Below are 14,150 nucleotides of genomic sequence, written 5' to 3' on the forward strand. Positions count from 1 at the left end.
TCACCCGCCCGGGGCCGCTGACATGCGCTCCGCGGGACTCGTGCTGCACCCCCGCCGCGACTCGGCGGCCGCCGTCGAGGCCGTGCTCGGCTGGGCCGGCAACCGCAACATCGAGATCCTCGGCATCGCCGACGAGATCGTCCGCCTGAACTGCGCGGCGGTCGGGGTGACGGCCGAGGAGCTCGGCCGGCGGTCCGACCTGGTGGTCAGCCTGGGCGGCGACGGCACGATGCTGCGGGCGATGCGGCTCGCCGACGGGCAGCGCGCGCCGGTGCTGGGCGTGAACCTCGGCAAGCTGGGCTTTCTCGCCGAGGTCGACGTCCCCGACCTGCCCGGCGCGCTCTCGGCCATCGACGAGAACCAGTTCACGGTGGAGCCGCGGCTGGCCGTGGACGCCGTGCTGGAGGGGCGCCGGATCACGGCGTTCAACGACATCGCGGTGGTGCGGGTGCCGGGCGAAGGCAGCGCGGTGGTCGCGGTCCGCGTCGGCGGCCAGCCGTTCGTGAGCTACTCGGCGGACGCGGTGGTCGTCGCCACCCCGACCGGCTCGACGGCGTACAGCTTCTCCGCCGGTGGTCCGATCACGAGCCCGGCGGTGGAGGCGCTGCTGGTCACGCCCGCCGCGCCGCACTCCGCGTACAGCCGGGGGATCGTCCTGTCGGTGCACGACGAAGTGACGCTGGAGCTGCTGCCGACCAGCGGCCGGCTGGCGGTGGAGGTCGACGGCCAGGTAGCGGGCTACGTCTCCCCCGGCGACCGCCTCGACCTGCACGCCCGGCCCAGCGCGGCGCGGGTGGTCCGGCTCGGGATGACGACGTTCTACCAGCGGGCGCGGCGCAAGCTGCGGCTCACGGACTCCGCTGAGATCCCGCAGGACGGCGACCACTGACCGCGCGGTGTCCCGCGTCACATCTCGGGCGTGTCCCGCGATGGTCACGGAAAGGTCACAGGTAGCGTCCGCGGCTTGCGCCTGAACCAGCCGAGCCGTCGCGGAGTGTCTTAACGCATGCTGTCCCCTTCACCCGTCCGTCCTTCACTCCGTGCCCGGCTGCTCGTACCCGGAGCGCTGACCGCCTTCGCCGGCGCCGTCGTCCTGCTGGCCGTGCTGCACCTCGACCGGCGGCTCGCGCCGCTCGACCCGGTCAGCACGATGCTCAGCGACTACGCGCTGAGCCCGGGCCGCTGGATGTGGGACGGCGCGCTGCTGCTCACCAGCACGGGGTCGGCGCTGCTGCTGGTCGCGCTCTACCACCGCGGCCTGCTGGCCAACCCGGCGCTGGTGGCGGCGAAGGCGCTGTGGTGCCTCAGCCTGCTCGCGGTCGCGGTCTTCGCGAAGGATCCGCAGGGCGGCGCCATCACCGCCACCGGCAAGATCCACCTCTACGCCTCGGCCGTGACGTGCCTCAGCCTGCCGGTCGTCGGCTGGGCGCTGGGCCGCCGCCACCGCGACGACCCGCGCTGGCGCCGGTTCGCCACCTGGTCACGGCGCCTGGCGCTGGCCGCGATCCCGTTCTACCTGCCGTTCATCGTGCCGTTCGCGGTGAACGTCGTCCTCGGCGGCCACCTCCCGACGGTCGCGACCGGCCTGGTGGAGCGCCTGATGATGGTGCTGGAGATCGCGCTGCTCGCCGTCCTCGGCCACTGGGCCCACCGGGCGATGCGCGCCGGGGTTCAGCTCCGGACAGCCTGACCGGCACACCGGGCGCCGCGCGAGTTCAGGACGTCGCGTCTCCCGGCTGGTCGCGGGTGCGGTGCAGGAGCCAGTCCCGGTCGGTGCGGATCAGCGCGTACCGGACCGACTCCGTCCGGCCGTGGAGGGTGAACAGGATTCGCTTCGCCGTCCGGTCGTGCTCCTCCCACCAGCCGGTGTCGGCGACCTTCTTCGTGTCGTCCTCGTAGGCGAGGTGGTCCATCGCGTGGTCGGGGACGGCGACCGCGAGCCGGTTGCCGCTCGCGTCCGGCGGGAGGCCGCGCGGGACCGCCCACGAGCGCAGCACGCCGTCCTCCTCCAGCCGGAGGTCGAAGTGGTGCCGCGGGCGCCAGTGCTCGTGCAGAACGAAGGCCGGTCTCACCTTTTCACCATGCCAGAAAGCCGCGCATGTACCCGCTTTCCGGGCGCTCAAACCGTCCATCCGAGGACTTGACCCGATCCAGAAAAGCGCGGACGGTGGGGTGTCATGAGCGATGTGACCACCACGCTGCGGGCCGCCGGCCTGCGCGTCACCGCGCCCCGGCGGGCGGTGCTCACGTGGCTGGCCGGGCATCCTCATTCCACAGTGGACGAAATCGGCACCGGGGTCCGCTCGGTGCTGGGATCCGTGTCCACCCAGGCGGTCTACGACGTCCTGGGCGCGTGCGCGGAGGCCGGCCTGATCCGGCGGATCGAGCTGCCGGGCCATCCGGCACGGTTCGAACGGCGGGCCGGGGACAATCACCACCACGTCGTGTGCCGCCGCTGCGGGCGGACGGAGGACGTCGACTGCCTGGTCGGCGCGGCCCCGTGCCTGACCCCGGGCGACGCGCACGGCTTCCTGATCGACGAAGCGGAAGTGGTGTTCTGGGGCGTCTGCCCCGGCTGCCGCACCACTTTCCGGAAAGAGGCATCACCGTGACGCAGTCCCATCCCGAACCGACCACCACCGACGCCGGTATCCCGGTCGAAAGCGACGAACACTCCCTCACCGTCGGCCCCGACGGCCCGATCCTGCTGCACGACAACTACCTCATCGAGCAGATGGCGCAGTTCAACCGCGAGCGCGTCCCCGAGCGGCAGCCGCACGCCAAGGGCAGCGGCGCGTTCGGGCGGTTCGAGGTGACCGGCGACGTCAGCGCATACACGAAAGCCGCGGTGTTCCAGCCGGCCACGAAGACCGACCTGCTGATCCGGTTCTCCACCGTCGCCGGCGAGCGGGGCAGCCCCGACACCTGGCGCGACCCGCGCGGCTTCGCGGTGAAGTTCTACACCAGCGAAGGCAACTACGACATGGTCGGGAACAACACCCCGGTCTTCTTCATCCGCGACCCGCTGAAGTTCCAGCACTTCATCCGCTCGCAGAAGCGCCGCGCCGACAACAACCTGCGCGACCACGACATGCAGTGGGACTTCTGGACGCTGTCGCCGGAGTCGGCGCACCAGGTCACCTGGCTGATGGGCGACCGCGGGATCCCGCGGACCTGGCGCCACATGAACGGCTACAGCTCGCACACCTACATGTGGGTCAACGCGGGCGGCGAGCGGTTCTGGGTGAAGTACCACTTCAAGACCGACCAGGGCGTCGAGACCTTCACCCAGGACGAGGCCGACCAGATGGCGTCGGCCGACACCGACTACCACACGCGGGACCTGTACGAGTCGATCGAGCGCGGCGACCACCCGAGCTGGACGCTCAAGGTCCAGGTCATGCCGTTCGAGGACGCCAAGACCTACCGGTTCAACCCGTTCGACCTGACGAAGGTGTGGCCGCACGCCGACTACCCGCTGATCGACGTCGGCCGGATGACGCTGGACCGCAACCCGACCGACCACCACGCCGAGATCGAGCAGGCGGCGTTCGAACCCAGCAACCTGGTGCCGGGCATCGGCGCGAGCCCGGACAAGATGCTGCTCGGACGGCTGTTCTCCTACCCGGACGCGCACCGCTACCGGATCGGCGTGAACTACAAGCAGCTCCCGGTCAACGCCCCCGTCGCCCCCGTCCACAGCTACAGCAAGGACGGCGCGATGCGGTACACGAAGGTGTCCGACCCGGTGTACGCGCCGAACTCCAAGGGCGGCCCGCAGGCCGACGTCGCCCGGTACGGGCAGCCTTCGGGCTGGCACACCGACGGCGACATGGTCCGTACGGCGTACACGCTGCGCGAGGACGACGACGACTGGGGCCAGGCCGGGACGATGGTCCGCGAGGTGTTCGACGAGGACGCCCGCAGCCGGCTGGTCGACAACGTCGTCGGGCACCTGCTCAACGGCGTGAGCGAGCCGGTGCTGGCGCGCGCGTTCGACTACTGGCGCAACGTCGACAAGGACGTCGGCGACCGGATCGAGTCGGGTGTGCGCGCCAAGCAGGACGAGACCGACCCGAAGGCGGCGGACCAGGGCAACCCGGCGCGGTCCAGCATGCAGCACAAGGCCTGATCAGTCCACAGAGGACGCGGACCCGGTGGGAGCCCACCGGGTCCGCGTGCTCTACGTTGGCCTCTTCACGGGAGGTGGGGAGGCCGGGTGAGCGTCACCGATGTCGTGCTGCCCGCCTGTGCCGCGGCGGCACTGCTCGTGTTCGCGGTCCGCCTGGCCCGCGAACCGCGCCGGCTCGGCAACGCCGTCTGGCTCGGGGTGGCGCTGCTGCTGACCGGGTTGTGGGCGCTGCGCGCGGCCCTGCACCTGGAGTGGCTGACGCCGATCCTGGTCGGGCTGGTGGCCGTCGTCGCGGTGGTCATCGCGGTGGTCCTGCCCGCCGCGCTGATCGTCAACGGTGTCGGGATGGTGCGGCGCGAAGGCCGGAGCCTCGCGAACCTGCTGTCCTTCGCCCTCGGCGTGGGCATGCTGGTGCTCGAAGGGCTGTTCTTCGCGCCCCTCGGGCGGTGGGGCTCGGCGCTGGTGGCCATCGCCGTGGTGCTCGCCTGCTACTTCGGGTTCCTGTTCGCGTCCCTGTTCGGGTATTCGATCCTGTACGGCCGGCTGCGGCGGCGCGTGGGGTTCGACGCGGTCATCGTCCTCGGCTGCGGCCTGGCCGGCGATCGCGTGACGCCGCTGCTGGCCGCCCGGCTCGACCGCGCGATCCAGCTGTACGAGCGCGAAGCGACGCCTCCGCTGCTCGTGGTGTCGGGCGGCCGGGGGCCCGGCGAGACGATGACCGAAGCCGAAGCGATGCACGAATACCTGCGCTCGCGGGAAATCCCGGAGGACCGGATCCGCCGCGAGGACCGCGCGACGACGACCGAGGAGAACCTCGCGTTCTCGGCCGAACTGCTGCCCGGCGGCGTGCGCTCGCACCGGGTGCTGGCCGTCACGAGCAACTACCACGTCTTCCGCACCGCGGTGGAATGCCGCCGGCTGGGCCTGCCGTTCGACGCGACGGGGGCGCCGACCGCGCGGTACTTCCTGCCCAGCGCGCTGCTGCGCGAGTTCGCGGCACTGATCCTCCACTACCGGCGCACGACGGTCGCGGCGTGCGTGCTGATCATCGGCACCGGGCTGGCGCTGGCGATCTTCGCCTAGGCGGGCACGGCGGCGACCGCCTCGACCTCCACCGCGTAGTCCGGCCCCGCCAGCGCTGCCACGACCGCCAGGGTCGACGCCGGGAAGTCGCCGACCGGGAACCAGCGCGCGAACACCTCGGCCTGCGCGGCGCGGTACCCGGCGAGGTGCTCGGTGCCCGTGACCAGCGTCAGCAGCTTGACGAGGTGCTCGGGTCCGGCCCCCTCGGCCGCGAGCAGCGCTTCGAGGTTGGCGAAGATCTGCCGCGCCTGCGCTTCGGCGCCGGCCGCGACGACCGCGCCGTCCGGTCCCACGCCGAGCTGGCCGGCGAGGAAGACGAGCCGGTGCCCGGCGGGCACTTCGGCCAGGTGGCTGTACCGCCCGAGCGGCGGTGCGACGGTGTCCGGGTTCCAGCGGCGCGGCTTCACGCCGTTCATGATCGCAGACCCGGGTTCCCCGCCGGGCCCGGCGCACGCTAGGTTCGCCCACAGATCTGGTTTGCCAAATAAACCAGTTACGAATCTGGGGAGACGATGACCGAACCCGCCGTGCTGCTCGACGAGATCTCCCGCCTGCGGGCCCGGACCCGGGCCGACCGCCACGCGTACGTGCCGCCGTTGTTCCTGTTCGGCGTGCTCGTACTGCTGGCGCCACTGTGGGCCGGAGGCGGGCCGCGCCGCTTCGAAGTCGCGAGCGTCGGGTTCGGCACGCCACTGCAGCTCTACTGGCTGGCCGTGGTCGTCGGCGGGTTCCTGGCGACGGCCGCGTGGTACCTCTACCGCGGCACCCGCCGCGGGGTGCGGACGCCGGTCCGCGGCTACCTCGCCATCGGACTGGTCGGCGTCCTCGCGATCTCCTTCGGGTTCCCGGTGGTCGAATCCTTCGCCTACCGCGTCGATCGGTCGCCGTACGCCCAGCCGTCCTTCACGGTCCCGGTGGCGGCCGCCGCCGTGCTCGCGCTCGGCGGTGCGCTGTGGCTGCGGCCGCGACTCGCCCGCCGGGGCGTCGCGACGGCGGCCGCGATGGTGTTCGGCCTCATCGCACTCGCGATGCTCGACCTCCAGTTCGCTCCGGTGCGGCCCTACGCGCCGCTCGTCACGATCGCGCTCGGCCTGGTCGCGCTGGCGTGGCTCGAACGCAGCCGGGTACTCGGCGTCATCAGCGGGCTCTTCGCCGCCGCGGCCCTGCTGGCAAACTTCTACAACATGCAGAACGTCTTCTTCCACCTCGGTGTTTTCGCGCGCTACGAAGGCGAAGCCACGAAGGCGTTCACGAACACGCTGCTGCCGGGGCTCGTGCTGCTCGCGGGCGGGGCCTTCGCGGCGTGGCACGAGCGGCGGGCGCGCGCATGAGCGAGCACCCCGCGGCCGGCCTCGACGAGACCGTGCACCAGCGGCACCGGCTCGGCATCCTCACCATCACGGCCGAGGCGGGAAAGGTCGACTTCGGCTACCTGCGCCGGACCCTGGACATGACGGCCGGGAACCTGTCGCGGCACGTCACGATCCTCGAGGAGGCCGGGCTGATCGACGTCGAAAAGGGGTACGAGGGCAAGCGGCCCCGCACGTGGATCACCATCAGCCCGGCCGGCCGGCGGGCCCTCTCTGCGGAGGTAGCCGCGCTGCGCGCCCTGGTGTCCGCGATCGAAAACGCGGCTACCTGAGGCTCGTCGTATAGGCCGTTATACGAAAGGCCGTCAGCGGAACCAGGCACCCGCCCCCGAGCGCAGCACCAAGCCTTGCGGCTCCGGGGGAATCGGCAGCGACCCCTGGCTCGGCGGCCACAGCGTCACCGCCGGGACCTCGCGCAGCTGGGCGCGCAGCTGGGGCAGCGGCAGCGGGCGCCGGCGGGTCAGCAGCGTCGTCGTGCGGGGGTGCAGGTCCACGAACGGGTACGTCGCGTGCAGTGCCGCCAGCCGTCGCTCGAGGTGGTGGCTGCGAGACGTCAGCTCCGCCGCGGGCACCGCCGGCTGGATCACCAGGAACTCCCCCGGCCCGAGCCGGACCGCGCGGTCGAGCGGGCGCAGTCCCCCGCGCAGCAGGTCGGCGATGTTCTGCTCCGTGTGCATCCGGACGCGGGTGCCGTGGCGCCGCTCGACCGCGGCGAGGTCGTCGACCGCGACGAGCACCAGCCCGAGCGGCACCGTGTCGGTCGCGTCGCCGAGCCACCGCGTGAGGCCCGCCAGGGTGTCGAGCCCGGTGTCCGGGTCGACGGCCGGGCCGGACGAGGCCGGCGCCGGCGCGCGGGCTTCGTCCAGCCGGGCCGCCACGTGCCGCAGCGCCGCTTCCGCCCGGCTCTCGACGTCGACCGCCGCGGGGGTCTCCACCGACGCCAGGACCTCGCCGACCTTCCGCCGCACCGCCGGGGGCAGCCGGTCGCCCATGGCGTCGCGAAGCCGGACGACCTCGGCGTACGCCTCGTCGCGGCGCAGGCCCCAGCGGCCGCGGAACAACCGCGCCCGCTCGACCGACGACGCCTGCGGGTCGACCTCGTCCAGGTCCTGCGCGACGACCGAGGCCCCGAAGGTCGGCGACAGCACGGCGACCGACCATTCCCGCGCCATCGGCTCGTCCGGGCGCAGCAGCACCGGCGTGACGCCGTGCGGCAGATCGGGCCGGCCCGAGTCGACCATGCCGACGACCGTGACGGCCGCCTTCCGCGCGATCCGCGCGTAGACCTCGCGTTCGCGTTCGAAGTACGGCAACCGCTGGAACAGCGCGAACACCACGGTGTCCGCGCCCGTCCCGTCGGCGAGCGCCGCGCGCTCGACGGCGTGGGACGCGGTCACCAGAGCGCGCTTGGACAGCACGCCAGCGCGCTGGTCTGCGTCGGGCACGGAGGATCGCCTTCGCCGGAGAAAGGGAAGCAATCACCGTAAAAGACCAAAGGCCGCCCGGCTAGCCACACAATGGCGTGAACTCGAAAGGGGCGCCGATCATCCTCTCGGGCGACAACTTCGTCACGGTCCGCAAGTCTCGGACGGACTAGCGCGGCTCGCCCGTGTACGTGCGCAGCACTTCCGTCGTGTCGCCGAGGAACTTCGCCACGACTTCGGCCTGCCCCGGCTCCAGGTCCTCCGTCAGCCGGGTCATCGCCTCGACCAAGGGGGCCAGCGCCGCCCGGACCTCGGTGCGCGCGGCGTCGGCGATGACCAGCGTGACCCGGCGCCCGTCGCTGGGGTGGCGGTCGCGGCGGACGTGGCCGGCGGCCTCCAGCCGGTCGACCAGGACGGTCGCCGACGCGGAACGGATCTTGAGCGCGTGCGCCAGGTCGACCGTGCCCATCGGCGTGCCCGACGCCAAGTGCTGCAGGGCCTGCACGTCGGTCGCGCCGAGGTCCAGGCGCCGGGCCAGGGCCAGCTGGACGTCGTGGGCGAGCGCCAGCAGGTCTCGCAGGGCGAGGTTCACCCGGAACGCGACACTGTCTTCCACGTGCCCATTCTAAGGTAGCTAGACAATCTAGCTAGTTTTGCTACCGTGGACCGCGTGGACGTGCGAGCGATGAACGCCGAAATGACCGCCAAGCTGATCGGCGCCCCGAGCGAGGCGCCTCCCGAAGGCGGGTACGCGCTGCGCGTCGTCGAGACCCGCGGCCGCAGCACCGGCGAGCCGCGGCGCGTGCCGCTGGCCGTCGTCGCGTGGGACGGCGGGCGCTACCTCGTCTCGCCCGTGCGCGACCGCGACTGGGTCGCGAACCTCTTCGACGCGCCGGAGTGCGCCTTGCTCGCGGCCGGCGAACGACAGGACTGCCACGCGGACCTCGTCGACGGAGACGAGGCCGCCGGCGTGGTCGCGACGTACCTGGCCGCGATGTCCGTGCCGTGGGCGGTCAAGGCCTTCCCGGTCCCCCAGGACGCGAGCCCGGCGCAGATCAAGCAGCACCTGGCCGGGATGGCGGTGTTCCGACTGTCGACAGTGGACACAGTGGACACAGCGTGAGCGTCGCCGTCGCGGGCGGCGGCCCCGGCGGGCTGCTGCTCGGCTACCTGCTCGCCCGCGCCGGGATCGGGGTCACGGTGCTCGAGGCCCGCTCCGACTTCGACCGCGACTTCCGCGGCGACTCGCTGCACCCCTACACCCTCGAACTCCTCGACCGGCTCGGCCTGGCCGAAGACCTCCTGCGGCTCGACCACTTCAAGGCCCGGTCGTTCCGCTTCCACACCCCGTCCGGCGTCTACAGCTGCGCCGACTACGACCGCCTGGACACGCCGTTCGGCTACGTCGCCCTGATGCCGCAGGTGCGGTTCCTCGACTTCCTCGCCGAGCGGGCGGCCGCGCTGCCGGCGTTCACGCTGCGGACGAACGCCAAGGTCACCCGCCTTCTCGAAGACGACGGGAAGGTCACCGGCGTCCGGTACCGCGGCGGCGAGCTCACGACGTCGCTGGTGGTCGGCGCCGACGGCCGCTTCTCCACCGTGCGGCGGCTCGCCGGCCTCGACGCGCGGCCGCTCGGCGCCACCACCGACCTGCTCTGGTTCCGCCTCCCCCGCTCCCCCGGCGACCCGCCCGACGCCGACCTCGATCTCTACTTCGGGCACGACGCCTACGTCGGCGTCCTCGGCGGGGTCCACGACTGGCAGGTGGGCTACAGCATCGAGAAGGGCTCGTACTCGGCCCTGCGCGAACGCGGGGTCGAGCCGATCCGCGCGTTCCTCCGCGCCCGGGTGCCGTGGCTGGCCGACCGCGCGCACCTGCTGACCGACTTCTCCCAGACGACGCTCTTGTCGGTGGACATCTCCCGCGTCGAGCGCTGGCACCGCCCGGGCCTGCTGCTGCTCGGCGACGCGGCGCACGTCATCTCCCCGGTCGGCGGCAACGGGATCCTCATGGCGATCCAGGACGCCGTCGCGGCGGCGAACCGCCTGATCCCGGCCCTGCGCCGCGGCGACGCCGGGCCGGACGTCCTCGCCGGCGTCCAGGCCGACCGGATCCGCGCGATCGAGCGCGTCCAGGCCGACCAGGTCCGGGTCGAGAAGCGCGCCGCCGCCGCGAGGGCGCGCGGCCGCGGCACCGCGCCCCCGGCCCTGCTCAAGTTCTTGTTCACAGTCCCCGCACTCCGCACCCGCGGCGCGCGGAGCAACGCCTACGGGCCGTTCCCGCCTCAGCTCGACGAGTCCTTCTTGGCGTCGTAGGACGCCCAGCCACCCTGACCCTGCGCCGCTTCGACGTCGGCGTCGGCGCTCGCCGCGTGGGTCATCGCGGCCACTGTGCGTTCGAGACCCTGCTGGACCTCGCCACCATCGGCTTCGCGGACGCTGTGCAGCGTCACGGTGATCTCCGACGACGCCGGGCCGTCTTCGGCGATCCGCAGCTCGCCGTGGTAGTCGTCGGGACCTTCCGCGCCCCAGGACAGCGAGCGGTTCGCCGTGTCGGTGTGCAGCCACGCCTCGCTCGCGACCCGCTTGCCGTGCACTTCGGCTTCGACGTGCACGGTGTCGCCGCCCTTCGGCTCGGCGACCTTCATGTCCGGGAAGTACCGCGGCAGGTTCTCGGGGTGACTCAGGAAGGCGAACAGCTCGTCGGCCGGGACGTCGGCGGTCGCGGTGTGGCGGTACTCGGTCATCGTCAGCTCCTCGTCGGCGGTCGGATCGCGCCCCGGTTACCCCTACCGCCGCGGAACAACCCCCGCAAAGGTGCTTTAAACGGGCCCACACTGGGCATCCGTCAAGCATGACGACCACGGAACCCGAGACCCGGATGCCGAAGCGGGGCCCCGCCCCCGTGCAGGGCATGGGCATGCTGATCGGCCTGCTGTTCCTGATGCTGGGCGCGTTCGAGCTGATGCCGGGGGTCACGGTCGGCGAAGGGGCCGCGCGGGCCCTCTTCGGCGTCTTCGCGGTATCGGGGGCGTGGACGCTGGTGCACCTGCTGACCGGCGCCGCCGCGGTGTTCTGCACCCGGTCGTCCCGCGCCGCCGCCCGGTTCCTGCTCATCGCCGGTGCGTGCTACGCCGTGGTCGGCCTCGTCGGGCTGCTGCCGTTGCCGCGGGCGGTCACCGACACGCTGCCGTTGAACACCGCGGGGATCTGCCTCGCGCTGGCCCTCGGCACGGCGATGCTCATCCTCGGAGCGGGCTGGCTGTGGCGCCGGCCGGAACCGCGCCGCTGAGGTCGTCAGCCGGCCGCGGGAACCGCACGAGCACCGCGGTGACCAGCACCGCGAGTCCGAAAAGGACATAGCCGTTGCCGGTCAGCTGCTGGAGGAAGGACCAGTCTCGCTCCACCTCGCCGCCGCGCGGCCACCACCACTGCGGCCCGGCGACGAACAGCACCGCGCCCACCCCGGCGAGGACGGCGAACCCGCGGCGGCGCGTACGCCGAGCCAGCGCCGCCCAGCCGAGCAGGACGACGACGGCCCAGACCCAGTGGTGCGTCCACGAAATCGGCGAGACGAGCAGCCCGCCGACGGCGTTCAGGCCGAGCGCGACGGTCTTCTCCCCCGCCGCCAGCGCGCGCCGCACACCCAGCGCGGTCAGCACGAGCACCACCGCGACCAGCGGCAGCCACCACGCGGTCCGCGCGTCCGCCGGCACCCCGGCCCGGGCGAGCAGCCCCAGCAGCGACTGGTCGCCGGCGTAGGTCGGCTCGCCGACGCGGCCGGTGTCCCAGAGCGCGCTGGTCCAGTACCGCGCCGAATCCGCACCGGCGAGCAGGAAGCCCAGCGCCGTCGCGGCCAGGAAGGTGACGACGCTGGTCACGGCCGCCCGGGTGTCCCGGCGGAGCAGGAGGTACAGCAGGAAGATCGCCGGGGTCAGCTTGATCGCGGCGGCGAGCCCGATCAGCAGGCCGCGCGGCCAGCGTGGGGTGTCCACCAGGACGTCCAGGACGACGAGCGCGAGCAGCAGCAGGTCGAGCTGGCCCGCGTACACCGTGCGCAGGACCGGCTCGAGGACCTCGGCGGCCAGCAGCAGCGCTCCGACCCGCCGCCAGTCGCAGCGCGCGCCCAGCGCGCGGAGCACCGTGACCAGCACCAACGCGAGCAGACCGAGGGTGCCGACGGTGACCACGAGGCAGGCCGCCCAGTACGGCAGCACCGCCAGCGGGGCCAGCACGATCGCCGCGAACGGCGGGTAGGTGAACAGCAGGAGCTGACCGTCGCCGGTGGGCGGGAGCGTGCCGTAGAGCGCTTCGCCGTGCAGCAGCGCCGCCGACCCGAGCCGGTAGACGTCCAGGTCGACGCGGTAGGCGGGGAACCGCCACCGGCCGTCGTTGTACGACACGAGCAGCGCCACCAGCACGAGCGCCTGCGCGCCCAGCAGCACGTACGCGTTCCCCAGCTTGGCCCGCACCCCTCGTCCCCCTCTGATCATCTTTTGCATTCTGTCGCGTCCCCGGGCGAGCGCCATCCGGGAAACCCCCGGGCCTTCCCCGGGCCTTCCCCCGAAAAACGGGTTGCCCACCGTGCCAGCCTGAACGGATGGGGACACCGACCGGCTTCACCTACCGCATCGACGAAAGCGGCACCGTGACGATCACGCACCACGGCCGTCCGGCCGGGACGCTGCGCGGATCCGCCGCCGCGCGCTTCCTGGCCGCGGCGGACCGCGGGGACGACCAGCAGCTGCTGATGGCCCGCGCGACCGGCAACTACAAGCACGGCAACGAGCGCCAGGCCCGCGACCACGCCCGCAACCGCGCCCGGTGAGTTCCTGGCACGCTGGCGCCATGAGCTACGACGTCCGGACGATCCGCAAGCACTTCCCCGCCCTGGCCGCCGCGCACTTCGACGGACCGGGCGGCTCGCAGGTTCCCGATGTCGTCGGGGAGGCGGTGGCCGGCACGCTGTGCTCCGGGATCGCCAACCGCGGGGTCGTCACGGCGGCCGAGCGCAGGGCGAGCGCGGTGGTCGCCGAGGCGCGCCAGGCCGCCGCCGACCTGCTCGCCGCCGACCCGGCCGGGGTCGTGTTCGGGCGCAGCATGACGCAGCTGACCTACGACTTCTCCCGGGCGCTCGCGAAGACCTGGGGCCCGGGCGACGAGGTCGTCGTCACCCGGCTCGACCACGACGCGAACATCCGGCCGTGGGTCCAGGCCGCGGAGGCCGCCGGGGCGACGGTGCGCTGGGCGGACTTCGACCCGGCGACGGGCGAGCTGGCCGTTTCCGCCGTCACGGACCTGCTGTCGCCGCGGACGCGGCTAGTGGCGGTGACCGCGGCGTCGAACCTGCTCGGCACCCGGCCGGACATCCCGGCGATCGCCGCGGCGGTGCACGACGCGGGCGCGCTGCTGTACGTCGACGGTGTCCACCTCACGCCGCACGCGGCGGTCGACGTCACGGCGCTGGGGGCCGACTTCTACGCCTGCTCGCCGTACAAGTTCCTCGGCCCGCACCTCGGCCTCGTCGCGGCGGCGCCGTCGTTGCTGGAGACGCTGCACCCGGACAAGCTGCTGCCGTCGACCGACGCCGTCCCCGAGCGGTTCGAGCTGGGGACGCTCCCGTACGAGCTCCTGGCCGGAACGACGGCGGCGATCGACTTCCTCGCCGATCTCGTCCCCGGCTCGGGGACGCGCCGGGCCCGGCTGGTCGCCTCGCTGTCCGCTTTGGAGGAGCACGAAAACGCGCTGCTCACCCGGCTCGACGCGGGGCTGGCCGCGCTTCCGGGGGTGACCCGGTACGGCCGGCCTTCGCGCCACCGGACCCCGACCGCGTTGTTCGCGGTCGACGGTGTCGCGCCGCAGGCGGTGTACGAGCACCTCGGCGCGCAGGGCGTCAACGCGCCGGCGGGAAGCTTCTACGCGATCGAGTGCTCGCGGCACCTGGGTCTGGGCGACACGGGCGCGGTGCGGGCCGGGATCGCGCCGTACACGACGGAAGCCGACGTCGACGCGCTCCTGGCCGGAGTCGAGTCGGTCCCCCGCGGCTAGGTCCGAAGCGCCCCAATGTGGCCTTCGGTGCGTTGAACGCACCGAAGGGCCCCTTGGGTGCGTTCAACGCAACCAAGGCCACATTGGGGCGCT

General features: G+C 72.8%; 18 protein-coding genes. 12 read left to right on the plus strand and 6 right to left on the minus strand.

The features are described from left to right. Positions 1–22 precede the first annotated feature (22 nt). Positions 23–889 (plus strand): NAD(+)/NADH kinase, encoded by an 867-nt coding sequence (locus tag AB0C38_RS34325; RefSeq protein WP_360681560.1) that lies wholly within the window; start codon positions 23–25, stop codon positions 887–889. A 117-nt stretch (positions 890–1,006) separates the two neighbouring features. Beyond that, complete coding sequence (locus AB0C38_RS34330) at positions 1,007–1,690, plus strand: DUF998 domain-containing protein (RefSeq protein WP_360681562.1); 684 nt, start codon at positions 1,007–1,009, stop codon at positions 1,688–1,690. A gap of 25 nt (positions 1,691–1,715) precedes the next feature. Here the strand turns inward: AB0C38_RS34330 and AB0C38_RS34335 are convergent, their stop codons facing one another. Continuing rightward, the gene (locus AB0C38_RS34335; RefSeq protein ID WP_360681564.1) at positions 1,716–2,072 is read right to left on the minus strand and encodes a DNA polymerase ligase N-terminal domain-containing protein; all 357 of its coding nucleotides are present in this window, start codon (positions 2,070–2,072) and stop codon (positions 1,716–1,718) included. Positions 2,073–2,177: 105 nt separating this feature from the next. On the opposite strand from AB0C38_RS34335, the gene AB0C38_RS34340 reads away from it, so the two are divergent. From AB0C38_RS34340 to AB0C38_RS34350, 3 genes are all read left to right on the plus strand, one after another. After that, a complete protein-coding gene (locus tag AB0C38_RS34340; RefSeq protein WP_360681566.1) occupies positions 2,178–2,612 on the plus strand; it encodes a Fur family transcriptional regulator in 435 nt (144 codons plus the stop codon). After that, the gene (locus AB0C38_RS34345; protein WP_360681567.1) at positions 2,609–4,132 is read left to right on the plus strand and encodes a catalase; all 1,524 of its coding nucleotides are present in this window, start codon (positions 2,609–2,611) and stop codon (positions 4,130–4,132) included. Before AB0C38_RS34340 ends, AB0C38_RS34345 begins: the two co-directional genes overlap by 4 nt. Before the next feature lie 87 nt (positions 4,133–4,219). Next, positions 4,220–5,215: a YdcF family protein gene (locus AB0C38_RS34350; RefSeq protein WP_360681569.1), complete on the plus strand. Its 996-nt coding sequence runs from the start codon at positions 4,220–4,222 to the stop codon at positions 5,213–5,215. Here the strand turns inward: AB0C38_RS34350 and AB0C38_RS34355 are convergent. Beyond that, positions 5,212–5,631 (minus strand): RidA family protein, encoded by a 420-nt coding sequence (locus AB0C38_RS34355; protein ID WP_360681570.1) that lies wholly within the window; start codon positions 5,629–5,631, stop codon positions 5,212–5,214. The genes AB0C38_RS34350 and AB0C38_RS34355 overlap by 4 nt on opposite strands. A 96-nt stretch (positions 5,632–5,727) precedes the next feature. Here AB0C38_RS34355 and AB0C38_RS34360 point away from each other — a divergent pair, with 96 nt between their 5' ends. Together AB0C38_RS34360 and AB0C38_RS34365 are read left to right on the plus strand one after the other, a co-directional pair. Continuing rightward, positions 5,728–6,546: a hypothetical protein gene (locus AB0C38_RS34360; RefSeq protein ID WP_360681572.1), complete on the plus strand. Its 819-nt coding sequence runs from the start codon at positions 5,728–5,730 to the stop codon at positions 6,544–6,546. Next, the gene (locus tag AB0C38_RS34365) at positions 6,543–6,857 is read left to right on the plus strand and encodes a transcriptional regulator (RefSeq protein ID WP_360681574.1); all 315 of its coding nucleotides are present in this window, start codon (positions 6,543–6,545) and stop codon (positions 6,855–6,857) included. Before AB0C38_RS34360 ends, AB0C38_RS34365 begins: the two co-directional genes overlap by 4 nt. A gap of 33 nt (positions 6,858–6,890) precedes the next feature. Here the strand turns inward: AB0C38_RS34365 and AB0C38_RS34370 are convergent, their stop codons facing one another. Both AB0C38_RS34370 and AB0C38_RS34375 read right to left on the minus strand, forming a co-directional pair. After that, the gene (locus AB0C38_RS34370) at positions 6,891–8,030 is read right to left on the minus strand and encodes a DICT sensory domain-containing protein (protein WP_360681576.1); all 1,140 of its coding nucleotides are present in this window, start codon (positions 8,028–8,030) and stop codon (positions 6,891–6,893) included. A 148-nt stretch (positions 8,031–8,178) separates the two neighbouring features. Beyond that, positions 8,179–8,625, minus strand: coding sequence for a MarR family winged helix-turn-helix transcriptional regulator (locus AB0C38_RS34375; RefSeq protein WP_360681578.1), 447 nt, complete (start codon positions 8,623–8,625; stop codon positions 8,179–8,181). A 54-nt stretch (positions 8,626–8,679) separates the two neighbouring features. Between AB0C38_RS34375 and AB0C38_RS34380 the strand changes: the two genes are divergently transcribed. Together AB0C38_RS34380 and AB0C38_RS34385 are read left to right on the plus strand one after the other, a co-directional pair. Beyond that, entirely contained in the window at positions 8,680–9,132 is a 453-nt protein-coding gene (locus AB0C38_RS34380; protein ID WP_360681579.1) for a nitroreductase/quinone reductase family protein, read from the plus strand. After that, on the plus strand, positions 9,129–10,325 hold the full coding sequence (locus AB0C38_RS34385; RefSeq protein ID WP_360681581.1) for an FAD-dependent oxidoreductase: 1,197 nt from the start codon (positions 9,129–9,131) through the stop codon (positions 10,323–10,325). Before AB0C38_RS34380 ends, AB0C38_RS34385 begins: the two co-directional genes overlap by 4 nt. On the opposite strand, the gene AB0C38_RS34390 is transcribed toward AB0C38_RS34385, so the two are convergent. Further along, positions 10,295–10,756 (minus strand): SRPBCC family protein, encoded by a 462-nt coding sequence (locus tag AB0C38_RS34390; RefSeq protein WP_360681583.1) that lies wholly within the window; start codon positions 10,754–10,756, stop codon positions 10,295–10,297. The two genes, AB0C38_RS34385 and AB0C38_RS34390, sit on opposite strands and share 31 nt — an antisense overlap. 107 nt (positions 10,757–10,863) lie before the next feature. On the opposite strand from AB0C38_RS34390, the gene AB0C38_RS34395 reads away from it, so the two are divergent. Next, positions 10,864–11,301 (plus strand): DUF4383 domain-containing protein, encoded by a 438-nt coding sequence (locus AB0C38_RS34395; protein ID WP_360681585.1) that lies wholly within the window; start codon positions 10,864–10,866, stop codon positions 11,299–11,301. Here the strand turns inward: AB0C38_RS34395 and AB0C38_RS34400 are convergent. Continuing rightward, positions 11,252–12,502: a glycosyltransferase 87 family protein gene (locus AB0C38_RS34400; RefSeq protein WP_360681587.1), complete on the minus strand. Its 1,251-nt coding sequence runs from the start codon at positions 12,500–12,502 to the stop codon at positions 11,252–11,254. The genes AB0C38_RS34395 and AB0C38_RS34400 overlap by 50 nt on opposite strands. 107 nt (positions 12,503–12,609) lie before the next feature. Here AB0C38_RS34400 and AB0C38_RS34405 point away from each other — a divergent pair, with 107 nt between their 5' ends. Together AB0C38_RS34405 and AB0C38_RS34410 are read left to right on the plus strand one after the other, a co-directional pair. Further along, positions 12,610–12,837, plus strand: coding sequence for a hypothetical protein (locus tag AB0C38_RS34405; protein ID WP_360681589.1), 228 nt, complete (start codon positions 12,610–12,612; stop codon positions 12,835–12,837). Between the two features lie 20 nt (positions 12,838–12,857). Continuing rightward, positions 12,858–14,057 (plus strand): cysteine desulfurase-like protein, encoded by a 1,200-nt coding sequence (locus tag AB0C38_RS34410; protein WP_360681591.1) that lies wholly within the window; start codon positions 12,858–12,860, stop codon positions 14,055–14,057. Positions 14,058–14,150: the final 93 nt, after the last annotated feature.

Origin of the sequence: Amycolatopsis sp. NPDC048633, from assembly GCF_040650695.1 — a bacterium.
Taxonomy (GTDB): domain Bacteria; phylum Actinomycetota; class Actinomycetes; order Mycobacteriales; family Pseudonocardiaceae; genus Amycolatopsis.

Bases quoted from the DNA above. Each gene is read 5' to 3' on its own strand.
- AB0C38_RS34365 (WP_360681574.1), top strand. From the start codon at position 6,543: ATGAGCGAGCACCCCGCGGCCGGCCTCGACGAGACCGTGCACCAGCGG.
- AB0C38_RS34395 (WP_360681585.1), top strand. From the start codon at position 10,864: ATGACGACCACGGAACCCGAGACCCGGATGCCGAAGCGGGGCCCCGCC.
- AB0C38_RS34405 (WP_360681589.1), top strand. From the start codon at position 12,610: ATGGGGACACCGACCGGCTTCACCTACCGCATCGACGAAAGCGGCACC.
- AB0C38_RS34340 (WP_360681566.1), top strand. From the start codon at position 2,178: ATGAGCGATGTGACCACCACGCTGCGGGCCGCCGGCCTGCGCGTCACC.
- AB0C38_RS34330 (WP_360681562.1), top strand. From the start codon at position 1,007: ATGCTGTCCCCTTCACCCGTCCGTCCTTCACTCCGTGCCCGGCTGCTC.
- AB0C38_RS34410 (WP_360681591.1), top strand. From the start codon at position 12,858: ATGAGCTACGACGTCCGGACGATCCGCAAGCACTTCCCCGCCCTGGCC.
- AB0C38_RS34390 (WP_360681583.1), bottom strand. From the start codon at position 10,756: ATGACCGAGTACCGCCACACCGCGACCGCCGACGTCCCGGCCGACGAG.
- AB0C38_RS34355 (WP_360681570.1), bottom strand. From the start codon at position 5,631: ATGAACGGCGTGAAGCCGCGCCGCTGGAACCCGGACACCGTCGCACCG.
- AB0C38_RS34400 (WP_360681587.1), bottom strand. From the start codon at position 12,502: ATGATCAGAGGGGGACGAGGGGTGCGGGCCAAGCTGGGGAACGCGTAC.
- AB0C38_RS34325 (WP_360681560.1), top strand. From the start codon at position 23: ATGCGCTCCGCGGGACTCGTGCTGCACCCCCGCCGCGACTCGGCGGCC.
- AB0C38_RS34360 (WP_360681572.1), top strand. From the start codon at position 5,728: ATGACCGAACCCGCCGTGCTGCTCGACGAGATCTCCCGCCTGCGGGCC.